At 54.8% G+C, this 17,449-nt stretch carries 15 protein-coding genes and 2 tRNA genes; 13 read left to right on the top strand and 4 right to left on the bottom strand.

The annotated features are described in order from the left end of the window. The first annotated feature begins 22 nt into the window (after positions 1-22). The 12 genes from CTZ24_RS02600 to CTZ24_RS02655 all read left to right on the top strand — a co-directional run bounded on the left by CTZ24_RS02600 (position 23) and on the right by CTZ24_RS02655 (position 12,500). Positions 23-109, top strand: a tRNA-Leu gene (locus tag CTZ24_RS02600). A 59-nt stretch (positions 110-168) separates the two neighbouring features. Continuing rightward, a tRNA-Met gene (locus tag CTZ24_RS02605) sits at positions 169-245 on the top strand. Positions 246-457: 212 nt separating this feature from the next. Then, positions 458-910: a ribosome maturation factor RimP gene (gene rimP, locus CTZ24_RS02610; RefSeq protein WP_021185741.1), complete on the top strand. Its 453-nt coding sequence runs from the start codon at positions 458-460 to the stop codon at positions 908-910. 24 nt (positions 911-934) lie between these two features. Then, positions 935-2,422: a transcription termination factor NusA gene (nusA, locus tag CTZ24_RS02615; protein WP_021185742.1), complete on the top strand. Its 1,488-nt coding sequence runs from the start codon at positions 935-937 to the stop codon at positions 2,420-2,422. Between the two features lie 17 nt (positions 2,423-2,439). Next, the gene (gene infB / locus CTZ24_RS02620; RefSeq protein WP_021185743.1) at positions 2,440-5,133 is read left to right on the top strand and encodes a translation initiation factor IF-2; all 2,694 of its coding nucleotides are present in this window, start codon (positions 2,440-2,442) and stop codon (positions 5,131-5,133) included. A 65-nt stretch (positions 5,134-5,198) separates the two neighbouring features. Continuing rightward, entirely contained in the window at positions 5,199-5,606 is a 408-nt protein-coding gene (gene rbfA / locus CTZ24_RS02625; protein ID WP_013507702.1) for a 30S ribosome-binding factor RbfA, read from the top strand. Next, on the top strand, positions 5,606-6,550 hold the full coding sequence (gene truB / locus CTZ24_RS02630; protein WP_208724703.1) for a tRNA pseudouridine(55) synthase TruB: 945 nt from the start codon (positions 5,606-5,608) through the stop codon (positions 6,548-6,550). The genes rbfA and truB overlap by 1 nt, the downstream gene beginning before the upstream one ends. Before the next feature lie 123 nt (positions 6,551-6,673). Further along, on the top strand, positions 6,674-6,943 hold the full coding sequence (rpsO, locus tag CTZ24_RS02635) for a 30S ribosomal protein S15 (RefSeq protein WP_013507704.1): 270 nt from the start codon (positions 6,674-6,676) through the stop codon (positions 6,941-6,943). 309 nt (positions 6,944-7,252) lie between these two features. Beyond that, positions 7,253-9,391: a polyribonucleotide nucleotidyltransferase gene (pnp, locus tag CTZ24_RS02640; RefSeq protein ID WP_021185745.1), complete on the top strand. Its 2,139-nt coding sequence runs from the start codon at positions 7,253-7,255 to the stop codon at positions 9,389-9,391. Between the two features lie 132 nt (positions 9,392-9,523). Beyond that, positions 9,524-10,408 (top strand): lipoprotein NlpI, encoded by an 885-nt coding sequence (nlpI, locus tag CTZ24_RS02645; protein ID WP_021185746.1) that lies wholly within the window; start codon positions 9,524-9,526, stop codon positions 10,406-10,408. Positions 10,409-10,513: 105 nt separating this feature from the next. Further along, complete coding sequence (gene yrbN / locus CTZ24_RS26895; protein ID WP_100229640.1) at positions 10,514-10,570, top strand: protein YrbN; 57 nt, start codon at positions 10,514-10,516, stop codon at positions 10,568-10,570. A gap of 16 nt (positions 10,571-10,586) precedes the next feature. Next, on the top strand, positions 10,587-12,500 hold the full coding sequence (locus tag CTZ24_RS02655; RefSeq protein WP_208724704.1) for a DEAD/DEAH family ATP-dependent RNA helicase: 1,914 nt from the start codon (positions 10,587-10,589) through the stop codon (positions 12,498-12,500). 59 nt (positions 12,501-12,559) lie between these two features. On the opposite strand, the gene CTZ24_RS02660 is transcribed toward CTZ24_RS02655, so the two are convergent. Continuing rightward, positions 12,560-13,306 carry an SDR family NAD(P)-dependent oxidoreductase gene (locus CTZ24_RS02660; RefSeq protein ID WP_208724705.1) on the bottom strand — a complete coding sequence of 249 codons (747 nt, stop codon included), beginning with the start codon at positions 13,304-13,306 and terminating at the stop codon, positions 12,560-12,562. 183 nt (positions 13,307-13,489) lie between these two features. Here CTZ24_RS02660 and CTZ24_RS02665 point away from each other — a divergent pair, with 183 nt between their 5' ends. Beyond that, the gene (locus CTZ24_RS02665) at positions 13,490-14,404 is read left to right on the top strand and encodes an AraC family transcriptional regulator (RefSeq protein ID WP_021185749.1); all 915 of its coding nucleotides are present in this window, start codon (positions 13,490-13,492) and stop codon (positions 14,402-14,404) included. A 3-nt stretch (positions 14,405-14,407) separates the two neighbouring features. Here the strand turns inward: CTZ24_RS02665 and CTZ24_RS02670 are convergent, their stop codons facing one another. The 3 genes from CTZ24_RS02670 to ubiU form a co-directional block, all read right to left on the bottom strand. Then, positions 14,408-15,418 carry a luciferase-like monooxygenase gene (locus CTZ24_RS02670; protein WP_208724706.1) on the bottom strand — a complete coding sequence of 337 codons (1,011 nt, stop codon included), beginning with the start codon at positions 15,416-15,418 and terminating at the stop codon, positions 14,408-14,410. Between the two features lie 117 nt (positions 15,419-15,535). Continuing rightward, positions 15,536-16,423, bottom strand: a complete 888-nt coding sequence (locus CTZ24_RS02675) for a U32 family peptidase (RefSeq protein WP_208724707.1) — start codon at positions 16,421-16,423, stop codon at positions 15,536-15,538. Positions 16,424-16,432: 9 nt separating this feature from the next. Further along, positions 16,433-17,428, bottom strand: a complete 996-nt coding sequence (ubiU, locus tag CTZ24_RS02680) for a ubiquinone anaerobic biosynthesis protein UbiU (RefSeq protein ID WP_021185752.1) — start codon at positions 17,426-17,428, stop codon at positions 16,433-16,435. Positions 17,429-17,449 lie beyond the last annotated feature (21 nt).

A 17,449-nucleotide genomic window follows, 5' to 3' on the forward strand; every position in this document is an offset into this window, starting at 1 on the left:
TTATCGTCGCCGTCAGTGAAGTGCCGAGGTGGTGGAATTGGTAGACACGCTACCTTGAGGTGGTAGTGCCCGATTGGGCTTACGGGTTCAAGTCCCGTCCTCGGTACCAAATCTCAGTATGACTTGCAATTTTTGCATGTTCGGCGTAACATTCGCCACGTTTTCGGACGCGGGGTGGAGCAGCCTGGTAGCTCGTCGGGCTCATAACCCGAAGGTCGTCGGTTCAAATCCGGCCCCCGCAACCACTTTCCCTTAGAGTTCTTTTTCAAATATACTGTATGCATCGACGGACGCATTCGCAGTGAGTTTTGAAAAAAATTCTTCTGGATTGTGCTCCGAGCCGCATCGCGGCATACAGGGTCCAGTCACAAAAAGCCCCGATTTTTCGGGGTTTTTTGTTATCAGGAAATCGCAACACTGGGCTATTAGGCCCTTTTTTTATGTCTTGGGGGTGGGCTTGTCCACATTAGAGCAAAAATTGACAGAGTTGATCTCTGCTCCGGTAGAAGCGCTTGGCTACGAATTGGTCGGTATCGAATTTATTCGTGGTCGCACATCAACCTTGCGCATCTATATTGATAGTGAAGAGGGTATCAATGTTGATGATTGCGCCGATGTCAGCCACCAGGTCAGCGCTGTGATGGATGTGGAAGATCCCATCACCGTGGCTTACAACCTTGAAGTTTCCTCACCGGGTCTTGACCGTCCTCTTTTTACTGCTGAACACTACGCGCGTTTTGCCGGTGAAGAGGTAAGTCTGGTACTGCGTATGGCCGTGCAGAACCGCCGTAAATGGCAGGGCATCATTAAGTCTGTCGAAGGCGAGATGATCACGGTAACCGTTGAGGGTAAGGATGAAGTGTTCGCGCTGAGCAACATTCAGAAAGCGAACCTGGTCCCCCACTTTTAAAAGTCCGGATTGAGGCTAACCAGGATGAACAAAGAGATCTTAGCTGTAGTAGAAGCCGTTTCTAACGAAAAAGCCCTGCCGCGTGAGAAAATCTTCGAAGCGCTGGAGAGCGCTTTGGCCACTGCGACCAAAAAGAAGTATGAGCAGGAAATCGACGTGCGTGTCAGCATTGACCGCCGTAGTGGCGATTTCGATACTTTCCGTCGCTGGCTGATTGTTGATGAAGTGACGCAGCCGACTCGCGAGATCACGCTGGAAGCAGCCCGCTTCGAAGATGAAGCATTCAATCTGGGCGATTTTGTTGAAGATCAGATTGAATCGGTCACGTTTGACCGTATCACCACCCAGACGGCGAAGCAGGTTATCGTGCAGAAAGTGCGCGAAGCTGAACGCGCGATGGTGGTGGATCAGTTCCGCGAGCAGGAAGGCGACATCATCACTGGCGTGGTGAAGAAAGTGAACCGCGACAACATCACGCTGGATCTCGGCAGCAATGCTGAAGCAGTCATCGTGCGTGAAGATATGCTGCCGCGTGAAAACTTCCGCCCTGGCGACCGTATTCGCGGTGTGTTGTATGCCGTGCGTCCGGAAGCGCGTGGTGCACAGCTGTTCGTGACCCGTTCGAAGCCGGAAATGCTGATCGAACTGTTCCGCATCGAAGTACCGGAAATTGGCGAAGAAGTTATTGAGATCAAAGCGGCAGCGCGTGATCCCGGTTCTCGCGCCAAAATCGCGGTGAAAACCAATGACAAACGTATCGATCCGGTGGGTGCCTGCGTAGGTATGCGTGGCGCTCGCGTGCAGGCTGTCTCCAGCGAACTGGGTGGCGAGCGTATCGATATCGTGCTGTGGGACGATAACCCGGCACAGTTCGTCATCAACGCTATGGCTCCGGCTGATGTAGCGTCAATTGTGGTGGATGAAGACAATCACACCATGGATATCGCTGTTGAAGCTGGCAATCTGGCTCAGGCGATCGGCCGTAACGGCCAAAACGTACGTCTGGCTTCCCAGCTGAGCGGTTGGGAACTGAACGTAATGACCGTCGATGACCTGCAGGCGAAGCATCAGGCTGAAGCCCACGCGGCCATCGATATGTTCACCAAACATCTCGACATCGACGAAGAGTTTGCCACCATTCTGGTGGAAGAGGGCTTCTCTTCTCTTGAAGAGCTGGCATATGTACCGATCAACGAGCTGCTGGAAATTGACGGCCTCGATGAAGACACGGTAGAAGCCCTGCGTGAACGAGCAAAAAATGCGTTAACTACCCTGGCACTGGCGAAAGAAGAGAGCCGTGGCAATCAGGAGCCTGCTGAGGATCTGCTGAATCTCGAGGGTCTGGATCGTGCGATGGCTTACCGTCTGGCAGCGATTGGCGTTTGCACGCTGGAAGATCTTGCCGAGCAAGGTGTCGACGATCTGACAGATATCGAAGGGCTGGATGATGAGAAAGCCGGCGCGCTGATCATGGCCGCGCGTAATATCTGCTGGTTCGGCGATGACGCATAATTACAGGAAGGAACAGCATGACAGATGTAACCGTAAAATCGCTGGCCGCCGAAATTCAGACTCCGGTAGATCGCCTGGTACAGCAATTTGCTGATGCGGGGATCCGTAAGTCTGAGAATGACGCGGTGACCCAGCAAGAGAAAGAAACCTTATTGTCCCACCTGAATCGTGAACATGGTCAGGCCGGTTCAGGTAAACTGACGCTGCAACGTAAAACTCGCAGCACCTTGAATATTCCTGGCACCGGGGGTAAAAGTAAGTCGGTGCAAATCGAAGTCCGCAAAAAGCGCACCTATGTGAAGGGTGATGCAGAAGCCGAAGCGCAGGCTCAGGCTGAAGCTGAAGCCGAGGCGCAGCGTGAAGCGGAAGAGAAGGCGCGTCGCGAGGCGGAAGAACAAGCCCGTCGCGAAGCTGAACAAAAAGCGCAACGTGAAGCCGAAGAAAAAGCCAAGCGCGAAGCCGCTGACAAGGCGAAGCGTGAAGCAGCGGAAAATGACAAAGTGACTAATCAACCTACCGACGAACTAACCAAAGCCGCGAATTCTGATAAGGCCCGTCGTGAAGCCGAAGCCGCAGAACTGAAGCGTAAAGCCGAAGAAGAAGCGCGCCGTAAGCTGGAAGAAAACGCACGACGTGCGGCTGAAGAAGCCCGCCGTCTGGCAGAAGAAAAAGCTGCTGAGTGGGAAAAACCGGAAGAAGAGGATAAAGGCGACTATCACGTCACCACCTCGACCCATGCCCGCCAGGCTGAAGATGAAAACGATCGCGAAGTTGAAGGCGGTCGTGGCCGTGGCCGCACCACTAAAGCTGCTCGCCCTGCCAAGAAAGGCAACAAGCATTCTGAAGCCAAAACTGACCGTGAAGAAGCGCGCGCCGCTGTTCGTGGTGGTAAAGGCGGTAAACATCGCAAACCGAGCTCCCTGCAACAAGGCTTTAACAAGCCAGCTCAGGCAGTGAACCGTGATGTTATCATCGGTGAAACCATCACCGTTTCAGAATTGGCTAACAAAATGGCCGTGAAAGGTTCACTGGTCATCAAAGCCATGATGAAGATGGGCGCTATGGCGACCATTAACCAGGTTATCGACCAGGAAACTGCCCAGCTGGTTGCGGAAGAGATGGGTCACAAAGTGATCCTGCGCCGTGAGAATGAGCTGGAAGAAGCGGTGATGGACGATCGTGATACCGATGCTGCGCAGGAAAGCCGCGCACCGGTCGTGACTATCATGGGTCACGTTGACCACGGTAAAACCTCACTGCTGGACTACATCCGCTCCACCAAAGTCGCCTCAGGCGAAGCGGGCGGCATTACCCAGCATATCGGTGCTTACCACGTTGAAACCGAAAACGGCATGATCACCTTCCTGGATACCCCGGGCCACGCCGCGTTTACCGCGATGCGTGCGCGTGGTGCACAGGCAACGGATATCGTTATCCTGGTCGTGGCCGCGGATGACGGCGTGATGCCGCAGACCATTGAAGCTATCCAGCACGCGAAAGCGGCCGGTGTGCCGGTTGTGGTTGCCGTGAACAAGATCGACAAACCAGAAGCCGATCCGGATCGCGTTAAGAACGAGCTGACTCAGTACGGTATCATCCCGGAAGAGTGGGGCGGCGAGAACATGTTCGTCAACGTTTCTGCGAAAGCCGGTACCGGCATTGATGACCTGCTGAACGCAATTCTGCTGCAAGCGGAAGTTCTGGAACTGACTGCTATCCGTGAAGGTATGGCAAGCGGCGTGGTGATTGAATCGTTCCTCGACAAAGGTCGTGGTCCGGTCGCTACCGTTCTGGTGCGTGAAGGTACCCTGAATAAAGGCGATATCGTGCTGTGCGGCTTCGAATATGGCCGTGTGCGTGCGATGCGTGACGAGCTGGGCCGTGAAGTGTTGGCTGCTGGTCCGTCAATTCCGGTCGAAATCCTCGGTCTGTCCGGTGTTCCGGCTGCGGGTGATGAAGCCACCGTGGTCCGTGACGAGAAGAAAGCGCGTGAAGTTGCTTTGTATCGTCAGGGTAAATTCCGCGAAGTGAAACTGGCGCGTCAGCAGAAATCTAAGCTGGAGAACATGTTCGCCAACATGACCGAAGGCGAAGTGTCCGAGCTGAACATCGTACTGAAATCCGACGTACAGGGCTCTGTGGAAGCGATCTCCGACTCCCTGCTGAAACTCTCCACCGACGAAGTGAAGGTGAAGATTATCGGTTCGGGTGTAGGTGGTATCACCGAAACCGACGCGACGCTGGCTGCGGCTTCCAACGCGATCATCCTCGGCTTCAACGTGCGTGCTGATGCTTCGGCTCGTCGCGTAATTGAAGCGGAAAGCGTGGACCTGCGTTACTACTCCGTCATCTATAACCTGATTGACGAAGTGAAAGCGGCGATGAGCGGCATGCTGGCTCCGGAATACAAACAGCAGATCATTGGTCTGGCTGAAGTTCGTGATGTGTTCAAGTCACCGAAATTTGGTGCGATCGCGGGCTGTATGGTTACCGAAGGCAACATCAAACGTCACAACCCGATCCGTGTTCTGCGCGACAACGTTGTTATCTATGAAGGCGAGCTGGAATCCCTGCGTCGCTTCAAAGACGATGTTAACGAAGTGCGTAACGGCATGGAGTGTGGTATCGGCGTGAAGAACTACAACGACGTTCGTGTCGGCGATATGATCGAAGTCTTTGAAGTGATTGAAGTTAAACGCACCATCGATTGATCATCATCTGATGTGTTGCAATTTGGGAGGCCGCTGGCCTCCCGAATTATTTGGGAGAAAGCATAATGGCGAAAGAATTTGGCCGCCCACAGCGCGTTTCACAGGAATTGCAGAAAGAGATCGCAATCATCCTGCAACGCGAAATTAAAGATCCGCGCCTTGGTATGATGGTGACGGTTTCTGGCGTTGAAGTGTCACGCGATCTGGCTTATGCCAAAGTGTTTGTCACTTTTTTGAATGATAAAGACGAAGAAGCGGTGAAAAACGGTCTGAAGGCACTCAAAGAGGCTTCAGGTTATATCCGTACTTTAGTCGGTAAAGCGATGCGTCTGCGCATTGTGCCCGAGCTGACCTTCTTCTATGACAACTCGTTGATCGAAGGTATGCGCATGTCAAACCTGGTCACCAACGTTGTCAAAAATGATGCTGAACGCCGTGGCGATCATGCAACGGACGACGACAAGGAGGATTGATGAGTCGTCCTCGTCGTCGCGGTCGCGATGTGCATGGTGTATTGCTGCTGGATAAGCATCAGGGTGCGTCCTCTAACGACGTGCTGCAAAAAGTAAAACGCATCTTTAATGCGAACAAAGCGGGCCACACCGGCGCGCTGGATCCGCTGGCAACCGGCATGCTGCCCATCTGTCTCGGTGAGGCCACCAAGTTTTCGCAGTATCTGCTGGATTCGGATAAGCGTTACCGGGTGATTGCTCGCCTGGGTGAACGTACCGATACCTCTGATGCCGACGGCAATGTGGTCGAAACCCGTCCGGTCAGCTTTACTCAGGCTGAGCTGGATGCGGCACTGGAAAGTTTTCGTGGCGATACCCAGCAGGTGCCGACCATGTTTTCGGCGCTGAAGCATCAGGGGCGTCCGTTGTATGAGTATGCACGCCAGGGGATTACCGTTGAGCGTGATGCCCGTCCCATCACCGTGTATGAACTGCTGTTTATTCGCTGGGAAGGGGATGAGCTGGAGCTGGAAATCCACTGCTCTAAAGGTACCTATATTCGGACCATCATCGACGACCTCGGCGAGAAACTCGGTTGTGGTGCCCATGTGATCATGCTGCGTCGTTTGCAGGTTTCCCGCTATCCGGCAGAGAAAATGGTCACGCTTGAGCAGTTGCAAGCGTTGTTGGAACAAGCCACAGCGGCAGAAATCGCGCCTGCTGAACTGCTCGATCCGCTCTTGTTACCGATGGATAGCCCGGCTGCGGATTTTCCGGAAGTGAATCTGCCCGATGCCGTTGCCGCTTTCTTTAAGCTGGGCCAGCCGGTGCAGGCCGAAGGGGTACCTGCGGCGGGCCTGGTGCGAGTCACGGAAGGCGAAGCGCGTAAATTTATCGGTATGGCAGAGATTGACGAGCGACTGCGTGTTGCGCCACGCCGTCTGGTGGTAGAATTTCCGCAATAATGCGGTTCGCCCAACGGGGTATTTGCGTTGCCGCTGGGCGAAGAGTAGAATAGCGCGGCTTTAAAAGCGGGCTGCTGAATTAGAGATCGGCACCCATACATTCATTAATAACTGGAGTTTATTATGTCTCTAAGCGTAGAAGCTAAAGCAGAGATCGTTGCCAAATACGGTCGTGGTGCTAACGACAGCGGTTCAACTGAAGTTCAGGTTGCTCTGCTGACTGCTCAGATTAACCACCTGCAGGGTCACTTCTCTGAGCACAAAAAAGACCACCACAGCCGTCGCGGTCTGCTGCGCATGGTATCCCAGCGTCGTAAGCTGCTGGACTACCTGAAGCGTAAAGACGTTGCACGCTACACCAGCCTGATCGAAAACCTGGGTCTGCGTCGCTAAGTCTGAAGAATCTGATCAAGGGTGTAGCGCAGACAGTATGCAAAAAAACGCATCTGATGATCAGATTTGTGCGAGTTTCGCGAAAAGGGGGCCTTTATGGCCCCTTTTTTCGAGCAATCGGCAGCAATCCGGTCCAAACTCATGTATTGTTGCTGAGAGTGATCTTCGCTTGCAGAGGTTCGCGCGGCTAATGAGAGGCTTTACCGCAAGGGCGGTTAAAGGTTGTCATTAGTCGCGAGGATGCAGCTGAAGATCGGTAATCCCCGGCGGGCCTGAGATGGGTCTGCCCCGACGTTAAGGACTTTAATTTTGCTGAACCCGATCGTACGCAAATTCCAATATGGTCAGCATACCGTCACGCTGGAAACTGGCATGATGGCACGCCAGGCCACCGCTGCTGTGATGGTAAGCATGGACGACACCGCGGTTTTCGTAACCGTTGTTGGCCAGAAAAAAGCTAAACCAGGTCAGGACTTCTTCCCGTTGACCGTCAACTATCAGGAGCGTACTTACGCTGCTGGCCGTATCCCGGGTAGCTTCTTCCGTCGTGAAGGCCGTCCGAGCGAAGGTGAAACCCTGATCGCGCGTCTGATTGACCGCCCGGTTCGCCCGCTGTTCCCGGAAGGTTTTGTTAACGAAGTTCAGGTTATCGCTACCGTTGTTTCTGTTAACCCACAGGTTAACCCGGATATCGTTGCGATGATCGGTGCTTCTGCTGCGCTGTCGCTGTCTGGTATTCCGTTCAACGGCCCGATCGGTGCTGCGCGCGTTGGTTACATCAACGATCAATACGTACTGAACCCGACGGCTGACGAAATCAAACAATCTCGTCTGGATCTGGTGGTTGCCGGTACACAGAACGCCGTGCTGATGGTGGAATCTGAAGCTGATATCCTGACTGAAGATCAGATGCTGGGTGCGGTGGTATTCGGCCACGACCAGCAGCAGGTTGTCATCGAAAACATCAACGCGCTGGTGGCTGAAGCCGGTAAACCGCGTTGGGACTGGCAGCCAGAGCCTGCTAACGATGCGCTGATTTCACGCGTTGCTGCACTGGCTGAAGCACGCATCAGCGATGCTTACCGCATCACTGATAAGCAGGAACGTTACGCTCAGGTTGGTGTTATCAAAGACGAAACCATTGCAGCGCTGCTGGCTGAAGACGAAACGCTGGATGACGCTGAAATCGGTGACATCGTGCACAGCCTGGAAAAGAACGTGGTACGTACCCGTATTCTGAACGGCGAACCGCGTATCGATGGCCGTGAAAAAGACATGATTCGTGGTCTGGACGTGCGCACTGGCGTGCTGCCGCGTACCCACGGTTCTTCGCTGTTCACCCGTGGTGAAACTCAGGCGCTGGTTACTGCTACCCTGGGTACTGCGCGTGATGCGCAGAGCCTGGACGAGCTGATGGGCGAACGTACCGACAGCTTCCTGTTCCACTACAACTTCCCTCCGTACTCGGTGGGTGAGACCGGTATGGTCGGTTCACCAAAGCGTCGTGAAATTGGTCACGGTCGTCTGGCGAAACGCGGCGTGCTGGCGGTGATGCCGAAGCAGGAAGATTTCCCGTACACCGTACGTGTGGTATCTGAAATCACCGAATCAAACGGTTCTTCTTCTATGGCTTCCGTGTGTGGCGCTTCTCTGGCGCTGATGGATGCTGGTGTGCCGATCAAAGCTGCCGTAGCCGGTATCGCGATGGGCCTGGTAAAAGAAGACGAAAAATTTGTGGTTCTGTCTGACATCCTGGGTGACGAAGATCACCTCGGCGACATGGACTTCAAAGTGGCCGGTAGCCGTGAAGGTGTGACCGCGCTGCAGATGGATATCAAAATCGAAGGGATCACCCGCGAGATCATGCAGGTTGCTTTGAACCAGGCTAAGGGTGCGCGTCTGCACATTCTGAGCGTGATGGAGCAGGCAATCAGCACGCCGCGTCAGGAGATTTCTGAGTTCGCACCGCGTATTTACACCATCAAGATCAATGCAGACAAGATCAAAGATGTCATCGGTAAAGGCGGTTCTGTCATTCGTGCGCTGACTGAAGAAACCGGCACCACCATCGAAATCGAAGATGATGGCACCGTGAAGATCGCCGCGACCGATGGCCTGAAAGCGAAAGAAGCTATTCGTCGTATCGAAGAGATCACCGCAGAAATCGAAGTGGGCCGCATTTACAGTGGTAAAGTGACCCGTATCGTTGATTTCGGTGCCTTTGTTGCGATTGGCGGCGGCAAAGAAGGTTTGGTACACATCTCTCAAATCGCTGACAAGCGCGTTGAGAAGGTGACCGACTATCTGCAGATGGGCCAGGAAGTTCCGGTTAAAGTACTGGAAGTGGACCGTCAGGGCCGTGTACGTCTGAGCATCAAAGAAGCGACAGAGCAGAAACCGCAGGCGGTCGAGACTACCGCTGCGACCGATGCACCTGACGCCGAGTAAGCGTTTCCTGATTAGCCTCTCCCTGCCGTTTGGTGGGGAGAGGTGTTTGTATCATCGCGAGGGCGGGAATCCTTGTGCACAGCAGGCGGATGACAGGATGGTTATCCCAATGTTTGTATTCGGGAGTGGGAAATGAAGCCTTTTTTGCGCTGGTGTTTTGTTGCGACAGCTTTGACGCTGGCAGGATGCAGCAACTCCAATTGGCGTAAGAACGAAGTTCTGGCAGTACCTTTGCAGCCCACACTGCAGCAGGAAGTGATTTTGGCGCGAATGGAACAAATTCTTGCCAGTCGCGCCCTGACCGATGATGAACGCGCACAGCTATTATATGAGCGTGGAGTGTTGTATGATAGCTTAGGTCTGAGAGCATTAGCGCGGAACGATTTCTCGCAAGCGCTGTCTATCAGACCGGATATGCCTGAGGTGTTTAACTATCTCGGCATATATTTAACGCAGGCAGGCAATTTTGATGCTGCCTATGAAGCGTTTGATTCTGTACTTGAGCTTGATCCAACTTACAACTATGCGCATTTAAACCGTGGTATCGCCCTCTATTACGGCGGTCGATACAAGTTAGCGCAAGATGATCTGCTGGCGTTTTATCAAGACGATCCTAATGATCCATTCCGCAGCCTGTGGCTCTACCTCGTTGAACGCGAGATGGATGTCGACAAAGCAAAAGTTTCGCTGAAACAGCGTTACGACAAAGCGGTCCGGGATCAATGGGGATGGAATATTGTCGAGTTCTACCTGGGCGACATCAGTGAAAAAACATTGATGGAACGTCTCAAGGCGGACGCAACGGATAACACCTCGCTCGCTGAACATCTCAGTGAAACCAACTTCTATTTAGGTAAGTACTACCTAAGTCTGGGGGAGAAGGACGACGCGAAAGCGTTGTTCAAACTGGCGGTGGCCAACAACGTTAATAACTTTGTTGAACACCGATACGCATTGTTGGAACTGGCGCAACTCGGCCAGGCACAAGACGATTTATCAGAATCTGACCAGCAATAGCTGACGAACTTTTATTGCCTGAATTACCCGTTAAGTCATCATCTTCCGGGATGAGGGCTTTTCTGTTCGTCGAAACTTCTAATTTGAGCCGGTTCACACTTTTCGATGAAAATGACTGAAAATTTTCATGACGAGTTATGTAGACTGGCCGCCGCAATCTAAGAGGCACGTGTACTACATGACTGATATTCAAACCACTTTTGCTGATCTGGGCCTGAACGAATCCATCCTGTCTGCTCTTAACGACATGGGATACGTCAAGCCGTCACCGATCCAGGCTGAGTGCATTCCGCACCTGCTGGCTGGCCGTGACGTGCTGGGTATGGCACAGACCGGTAGTGGCAAAACTGCAGCATTCTCTCTGCCGCTGTTGAATAACATTGATCCAAATTTGAAAGCACCGCAGATTCTGGTGCTGGCACCGACCCGTGAGCTGGCGGTGCAGGTTGCTGAAGCAGCAACTGAATTCTCCAAACACATGCGTGGCGTAAACGTGTTGGCCCTGTACGGCGGCCAGCGTTATGACGTACAGCTGCGTGCACTGCGTCAGGGCCCGCAAATTGTCGTGGGCACCCCGGGTCGTCTGCTTGACCACCTGAAACGCGGTACGCTTGATCTGTCCAACCTGCGTGGTCTGGTACTGGACGAAGCTGACGAAATGCTGCGTATGGGCTTTATTGAAGACGTTGAAACCATCATGGCGCAGATCCCGGAAGGTCATCAGACCGCTCTGTTCTCTGCCACCATGCCGGAAGCGATTCGTCGTATCACCAAGCGTTTCATGAAAGATCCGCAGGAAGTGCGCATCCAGTCCAGCGTGACTACCCGCCCGGACATCTCTCAGTCTTACTGGACCGCTTATGGCCGTAAAACTGACGCGCTGGTGCGTTTCCTCGAAGCAGAAGACTTCGATGCTGCGATCATCTTCGTGCGTACCAAAAACGCAACGCTGGAAGTGGCTGAAGCGCTGGAGCGCAGTGGTTACAACAGCGCAGCACTGAACGGCGACATGAACCAGGCACTGCGTGAGCAAACGCTGGAGCGTCTGAAAGATGGTCGTCTCGACATCCTGATCGCAACCGACGTTGCTGCCCGTGGTCTGGACGTTGAGCGTATCAGCCTGGTTGTTAACTATGACATCCCGATGGACGCAGAATCTTACGTTCACCGTATTGGCCGTACCGGTCGTGCAGGCCGTGCAGGTCGTGCGCTGCTGTTCGTTGAGAACCGCGAGCGTCGTCTGCTGCGTAACATCGAACGCACCATGAAGCTGACCATTCCGGAAGTTGAACTGCCGAATGCTGAGTTGCTGGGTGAGCGTCGTCTGGCTAAATTCGCGGCGAAAGTTCAGCAGCAGCTGGAAAGCAGCGATCTGGAAATGTACCGTGCCCTGCTGAGCAAAATGCAGCCGGAAGAAGATCTGGATATCGAAACCCTGGCTGCGGCACTGCTGAAAATGGCTCAGGGCGAACGTCCTCTGATCGTACCTGCTGATGCACCGCGTCCGCCGCGTCGTGAATTCCGTGATCGTGATGATCGTCGTGATTCCCGTGACTCTCGCGATTCTCGTGGTCCGCGTGACAGCCGTGATGGCGACCGTCCGCGTCGTGAGCGTCGTGATGTGGGCGAAATGCAGCTGTACCGCATTGAAGTGGGCCGTGATGATGGTGTTGAAGTTCGTCATATCGTGGGCGCGATCGCTAACGAAGGTGACATCAGCAGCCGTTACATCGGTAACATCAAGCTGTTTGCTTCTCACTCTACTATCGAGCTGCCGAAAGGCATGCCGGGCGAAGTTCTGCAACACTTCACCCGCACGCGTATTCTGAACAAACCGATGAATATGCAGTTGCTGGGCGACGCACAGCCGTTTGAGCGCGGTGAGCGTAGCGAACGTCGTGGCGGTGGTCGTGACTTCGGTGGTGAGCGTCGCGGTGGTAACCGTGAAGGTGGCGCACCGCGTGGTGAAGGTCGTGAAGGCGGTCGTCGTTTCTCTGAACGTCGTGAAGGTGGCCGTTTCAGCCGTGAAGGTAACCGTGGCCCTCGTCGCGAAGAAGCGGGTGCAGCAGCACCGCGTCGTCGTGATATCTAAGCGATAAACGCTGAATAACAAAATGGGACGCCTCGGCGTCCCATTTTTTTTCCTATTTCCTACACGCCGCCAGCAATCAGCACCCGTTCGCCGCTGACATAGGCAGACTCCTCCGATGCGAGGAACAGCGCGACCTGCGCCACATCCTCCGGTAAGCCAAAGCGTCCCAGCGGTGTTGCTGCAATTAACTGTGCTTTCAGTTCCGGGTGCATCTTCTTCGCCGCCAGTAAACCTTCGGTCAGGATAATGCCTGGGGCCAGGGCATTGACGCGGATATTACGCGGCCCAAGTTCTCGTGCCAGACCCTGTGTCAGGGTATCGATCGCGCCTTTGGTGGCGGCCCACAGCACTGAACCGGGCGTGCTGCGCTGGCTATTCAACGCACTCAGGTTGATGATGCAACCACCGCGTGACGGAAAATGCTGTGCTGCTCGCTGGCAAACCAGAAGCGTGCCGAACAGGTTTACATTCAGCTGTTGCTGCATCTCAACGACACTCAGCGCGGTGAAATCACCATGATGAAAAATGCCTGCGTTGTTCACCACGATGTCCGGGGCGCCGAATTGATCAATGGCGGTAGCAAAGAGCCGTGCAACATCAGCTTCACGCGAGACATCAGCCTGCACGGCGATGGCATCGCTACCCAGAGCACGGATATCCGTCACCACGTCAGCTGCGCCGACTTCATCCTGACGATAATTCACTACCACCCGGGCGCCGGCCGCCGCGAAAGTCATGGCAATGGCGGCACCAATGCCTTTCGAAGCGCCCGTCACCAGCGCAATTTTGCCTTCAAGTGCTTTCATTGTGTCTCTCCACCTGAGGTTTCGGGGAAGCATAAGAATGCGCTGTCCATACAATCTACCGGTAGCGCAATCCTGCAAGCTTTTTGCACGATCCTGCAAATCTCCATCCCAGGGAGCAGGCGTAACAACCACGCCAGGTTAGAATAGCGACTTGACGATCTTTCATCGCGGAGCGCCCAACGCATGATTCATCAGGAACAGTGGCAGCAACTGGTTGCCATGATAGCCCGCCACGCCCCGGCTGATGGCCGTCACCACAGTGCTATCGATTTTCTCTCTTTTGGCCGCAGTTCCAGACCCACCAGCCTGACGCATGTTGCCACCTGGGCCAGCTTTGCGCTGGTCGCGCAGGGACAGAAAGCGCTGCGCATGGGAGAGGATGTGATGCATTACGGGGCGGGCGATTTGTTGTTGGTGACGCTGGATATGGCTGTGCAATCCTGCGTGGTGATGGCGACGGAGGAGAAACCCAATCTGGGGGTGGGCATCACCATCAATGAGGCACGTCTGATGCGTTATCTGGAGCACTTTCCGTTGCATCAGGTAGCCGCCGCCACCACCAATGAGCGTGGCATCACGGTGCATAAAGTGGCCCCGCCGTTAGTGGATGCGGTCATTCGCCTGATTGAACTGCTGGATCAGCCACAGGACATCGCGGCGCTGGCACCGTTAATTGAGCAGGAGATTTTTTATCGTCTGCTGACCGGGCCGGAAGGGCCGCGCATTCTGAATATGGCGCTGGCAGAACGTCCGGGTAACAAAGTGGCGCGCGCTGCGCGTTGGTTGCGGGAAAACTTTCATCAGCCGTTAAAGATGGATCAGCTGGCAAGCAACGTAGGCATGAGCATTTCGTCACTGCACCATCACTTCAAATCGGTCACTGCCATGACGCCAATGCAGTATCAAAAGCAGCTGCGTCTGAATGAAGCGCGGCGTCTGATGTTGATGGAAAAACTGGATGCCGGAACGGCGGGCTATCGGGTGGGATATCAAAGCGCTTCACAGTTCAGCCGTGAATACAGCCGATTCTATGGCCAGTCTCCGGGACGGGATATCCGTCAGATGGCGGTGGGCCAGGAAGCGTACCCACCGCAATAACCGTTACAGCGAGCGAGCGGCTTCCATCGCGATAGCGAAGGAGCGAAGGCGTGCCTGCGGATCGAAAATCTGGCCATTCACCATGATTTCATCCGCCTGAGTTTCGCGCACCAGCGCCGCGAGGCCGTGGCGAACTTTATCGCTATCTCCGACGATCGACATGCTGAGTGCTTGCTGCACGCCGTACTGCTCTGACGGCGACCATAAGTTGTCCATATTCTCCACTGGTGCCGGGAGTGGACCCGGTTTACCGCGACGCAGATTGATAAATTGCTGCTGCATTGAGGTAAACAGGAAGCGCGCATTACGTTCGCTATCGGCGGCCACCACATTGACGCACACCATTGCGTAAGGTTTTTCCAGACGCGCTGATGGCTGGAACTTCTCACGGTACAGGTGCAATGCCTGGAGCAGCAGATCCGGGGCAAAATGCGAGGCAAAGGCAAATGGCAAGCCAAGCTGTGCGGCCAACTGGGCGCTGTAAAGACTGGAACCCAGCAGCCAGACCGGAATTTTTGAGCACAGGCCGGGCACCGGTTGAACCGGTGGACATTCACCCACCTCAGCATCAAACCAGTTCAGCAGCTCAACGACATCATCGGGGAAGCTGTCGGCCTGTGCGCTCGACAGATGGCGACGCAGCGCCAGCATAGTACGCTGGTCGGAACCCGGCGCACGGCCCAGCCCTAAATCGATACGTCCCGGATAGAGCGCCTCCAGGGTGCCAAACTGTTCGGCGATCACCAACGGTGAATGGTTCGGCAGCATAATGCCGCCGGAGCCGAGGCGCAGGGTTTCGGTGTTGGCAGCCAGATAACCAATCAATACGGAGGTTGCCGCGCTGGCAATGCCGGTCATATTGTGGTGCTCTGCCAACCAGTAGCGATGAAAGCCAAGGGCTTCAGCCTGACGGGCCAATGCCAGCGAATTCTGGAACGCATCGCGGGGCGTTGAACCCTGTGGAATAGGAGCCAGATCCAGCACGGACAGGCGAACTGTTTTTTTCTCAGACATGGGCACTCCAAATAAGTATGGCGCAGGTGTTCATCAAACCTGCGCCATCCAGTATTACGCATCAGTACCCATATTAAAACTGCTAATAACCGCAGGAATATAGCCGGAACGTGCCTTTCAGCGGCCTGTCGTATCCAGCGCCATCCCGGCCAGGCGTCGCCAGTAACCGTTGCTGTCGCTGCCGCGCGCCACCATTAAGGGCGCTTCACCGGCTTCGTTGGCGCGGAAGCGATCCACATCTTCCAGTGTGCTTTCATCCTGTGGCGATAAACGCACGATATCGACCCAGTTATGCATACCGGCCAGATCATTGCCAAGGTTGTAGCAGTAACCGCTCATGGTCTGGATACCGTTGAGCACGAACACCTGCTGGCCTTCCTGGGATAGCACGCGTCGGCCATTGGGATAATCAATGCAGCAGGTCTGGCAATCATCTTTGGCACGATTTTCCGAGCGGGCGGTAAAGCAGCGTGCGGATAACGCCAGCGGCAGATGGCCGTAACCCAGCACCTCTACCTCAAAACGATCACGTACGCCTGCCGTATCACACTGCTGCAACAGCTGGATCAGCCAGTCGCGTGACATCTCGACCGGCATGCACCAGCGCGTCATTCCTTCCTGCAACAGCAGCTGAAGCGTTTGCGCGTTGTAGACGTTGAGGGTCGGGCCAGCGACAAACGGCAACTGGCGTTCAGCCGCCATATTCACGGTGCCAATATCGTTGGCTTCAATCAGAAACTCGCCGTTTTCCACATAGCGTCGCAGCTCCTTGAGTTCCGAAGGCGATTGCAGCAGCGCCAGCGTGCTGATAACCACCTGCTTACCGTGCTGCGCCAGCGCCCGGCCCATCTCCATCCATTTCGCGAACGGCGTGGCGCGGCGTTTGCTGCATACCGCTTCCCCCAGATAAACGATTTCCGCGCTGGATTGCGCGGCACGTTGATAAAAATTTTCCAGTTTGTCGCTGGGCCAGTACCACAGCACCGGTCCGATTGCGTATTTCATGCTGACTCCTTACTGCCAGTCGCGATGGTAAGCGCCGAGCGTGGTCTGGCTACCTTCAGAAAGTTCTCCCAACGCCTGCATCCACGGGGTCTGCACGGCAAACTGTTCCGGTGCGGCGATACATCGATCAATCGCCTGGCGCCACACTTTCGCCACTTGCGCCACGTAGGCCGGGCTGCGCTGGCGTCCTTCGATCTTCACGGATGCCACACCGGCCCGCAGCAAGTCCGGCAACAGCGACAGGGTGTTCAGGCTGGTCGGTTCTTCCAGGACGTGATAACGCTGGTCATCGACTTCATAGCGCCCCTTACACAGGGTGGGATAACCGGCGCTTTCATCGGGGCCGTAACGGTCAATCAATACTTCATTCAGGCGTGACTCCATGCCATTTGGCGTCTGCTGCCAGCGCACGAATTTGGCGGGTGAGCAGGCTCCGGCGCTGTTGGGCGATTCACCCGTCAGCCATGAGGAGAGATAACAACGACCTTCGGCCATGATGCACAGGCTGCCAAAAGCGAACACCTCCAGCGGGACGGGTGTTTCACGCGCCAGCTGTTTCACCTGATGTAGCGACAGTACGCGCGGCAGCACCACGCGGTGCAACTGAAAATGGCGATGATAAAAACGGATCGCTTCCAGATTGGTGGCCGAAGCCTGTACCGACAGATGACGTTCAACCTGTGGATAGTGCTTCGCCGCATATTCCAGCGTGGCGATATCCGCGAGGATCAGCGCATCTGCACCATTCTGGGCAGCGATATCAATCGCTTGCTGCCAGCGATTCATGCCATCGGGATGGGCAAACGTGTTAATCGCCACATGCAGTTTGCGCCGATGCTGGTGCAGATAGCGCGCGGCTTCGGCCAGTTTTTTATCGGTAAAATTAAGGCCGGCAAAGTGGCGGGCATTGGTATCGTCTTTCAGGCCGACATAAACGGCGTCGGCGCCATGCTCCACCGCCGATTTCAGCGCAGGCAGATTACCCGCCGGGCACAGCAGTTCCATACTTTTTCCTCCCCCAGGTTC

The sequence above is a fragment of the Pantoea phytobeneficialis genome (assembly GCF_009728735.1).
GTDB lineage: Bacteria > Pseudomonadota > Gammaproteobacteria > Enterobacterales > Enterobacteriaceae > Pantoea > Pantoea phytobeneficialis.

Excerpts from the sequence above, each read along its gene's own strand:
- CTZ24_RS02675 (WP_208724707.1), bottom strand. The coding sequence starts at position 16,423 with ATGAAATACGCAATCGGACCGGTGCTGTGGTACTGGCCCAGCGACAAA.
- infB (WP_021185743.1), top strand. The coding sequence starts at position 2,440 with ATGACAGATGTAACCGTAAAATCGCTGGCCGCCGAAATTCAGACTCCG.
- nusA (WP_021185742.1), top strand. The coding sequence starts at position 935 with ATGAACAAAGAGATCTTAGCTGTAGTAGAAGCCGTTTCTAACGAAAAA.
- CTZ24_RS02655 (WP_208724704.1), top strand. The coding sequence starts at position 10,587 with ATGACTGATATTCAAACCACTTTTGCTGATCTGGGCCTGAACGAATCC.
- CTZ24_RS02660 (WP_208724705.1), bottom strand. The coding sequence starts at position 13,306 with ATGAAAGCACTTGAAGGCAAAATTGCGCTGGTGACGGGCGCTTCGAAA.
- ubiU (WP_021185752.1), bottom strand. The coding sequence starts at position 17,428 with ATGGAACTGCTGTGCCCGGCGGGTAATCTGCCTGCGCTGAAATCGGCG.
- truB (WP_208724703.1), top strand. The coding sequence starts at position 5,606 with ATGAGTCGTCCTCGTCGTCGCGGTCGCGATGTGCATGGTGTATTGCTG.
- rpsO (WP_013507704.1), top strand. The coding sequence starts at position 6,674 with ATGTCTCTAAGCGTAGAAGCTAAAGCAGAGATCGTTGCCAAATACGGT.
- nlpI (WP_021185746.1), top strand. The coding sequence starts at position 9,524 with ATGAAGCCTTTTTTGCGCTGGTGTTTTGTTGCGACAGCTTTGACGCTG.
- CTZ24_RS02670 (WP_208724706.1), bottom strand. The coding sequence starts at position 15,418 with ATGTCTGAGAAAAAAACAGTTCGCCTGTCCGTGCTGGATCTGGCTCCT.
- CTZ24_RS02665 (WP_021185749.1), top strand. The coding sequence starts at position 13,490 with ATGATTCATCAGGAACAGTGGCAGCAACTGGTTGCCATGATAGCCCGC.
- rbfA (WP_013507702.1), top strand. The coding sequence starts at position 5,199 with ATGGCGAAAGAATTTGGCCGCCCACAGCGCGTTTCACAGGAATTGCAG.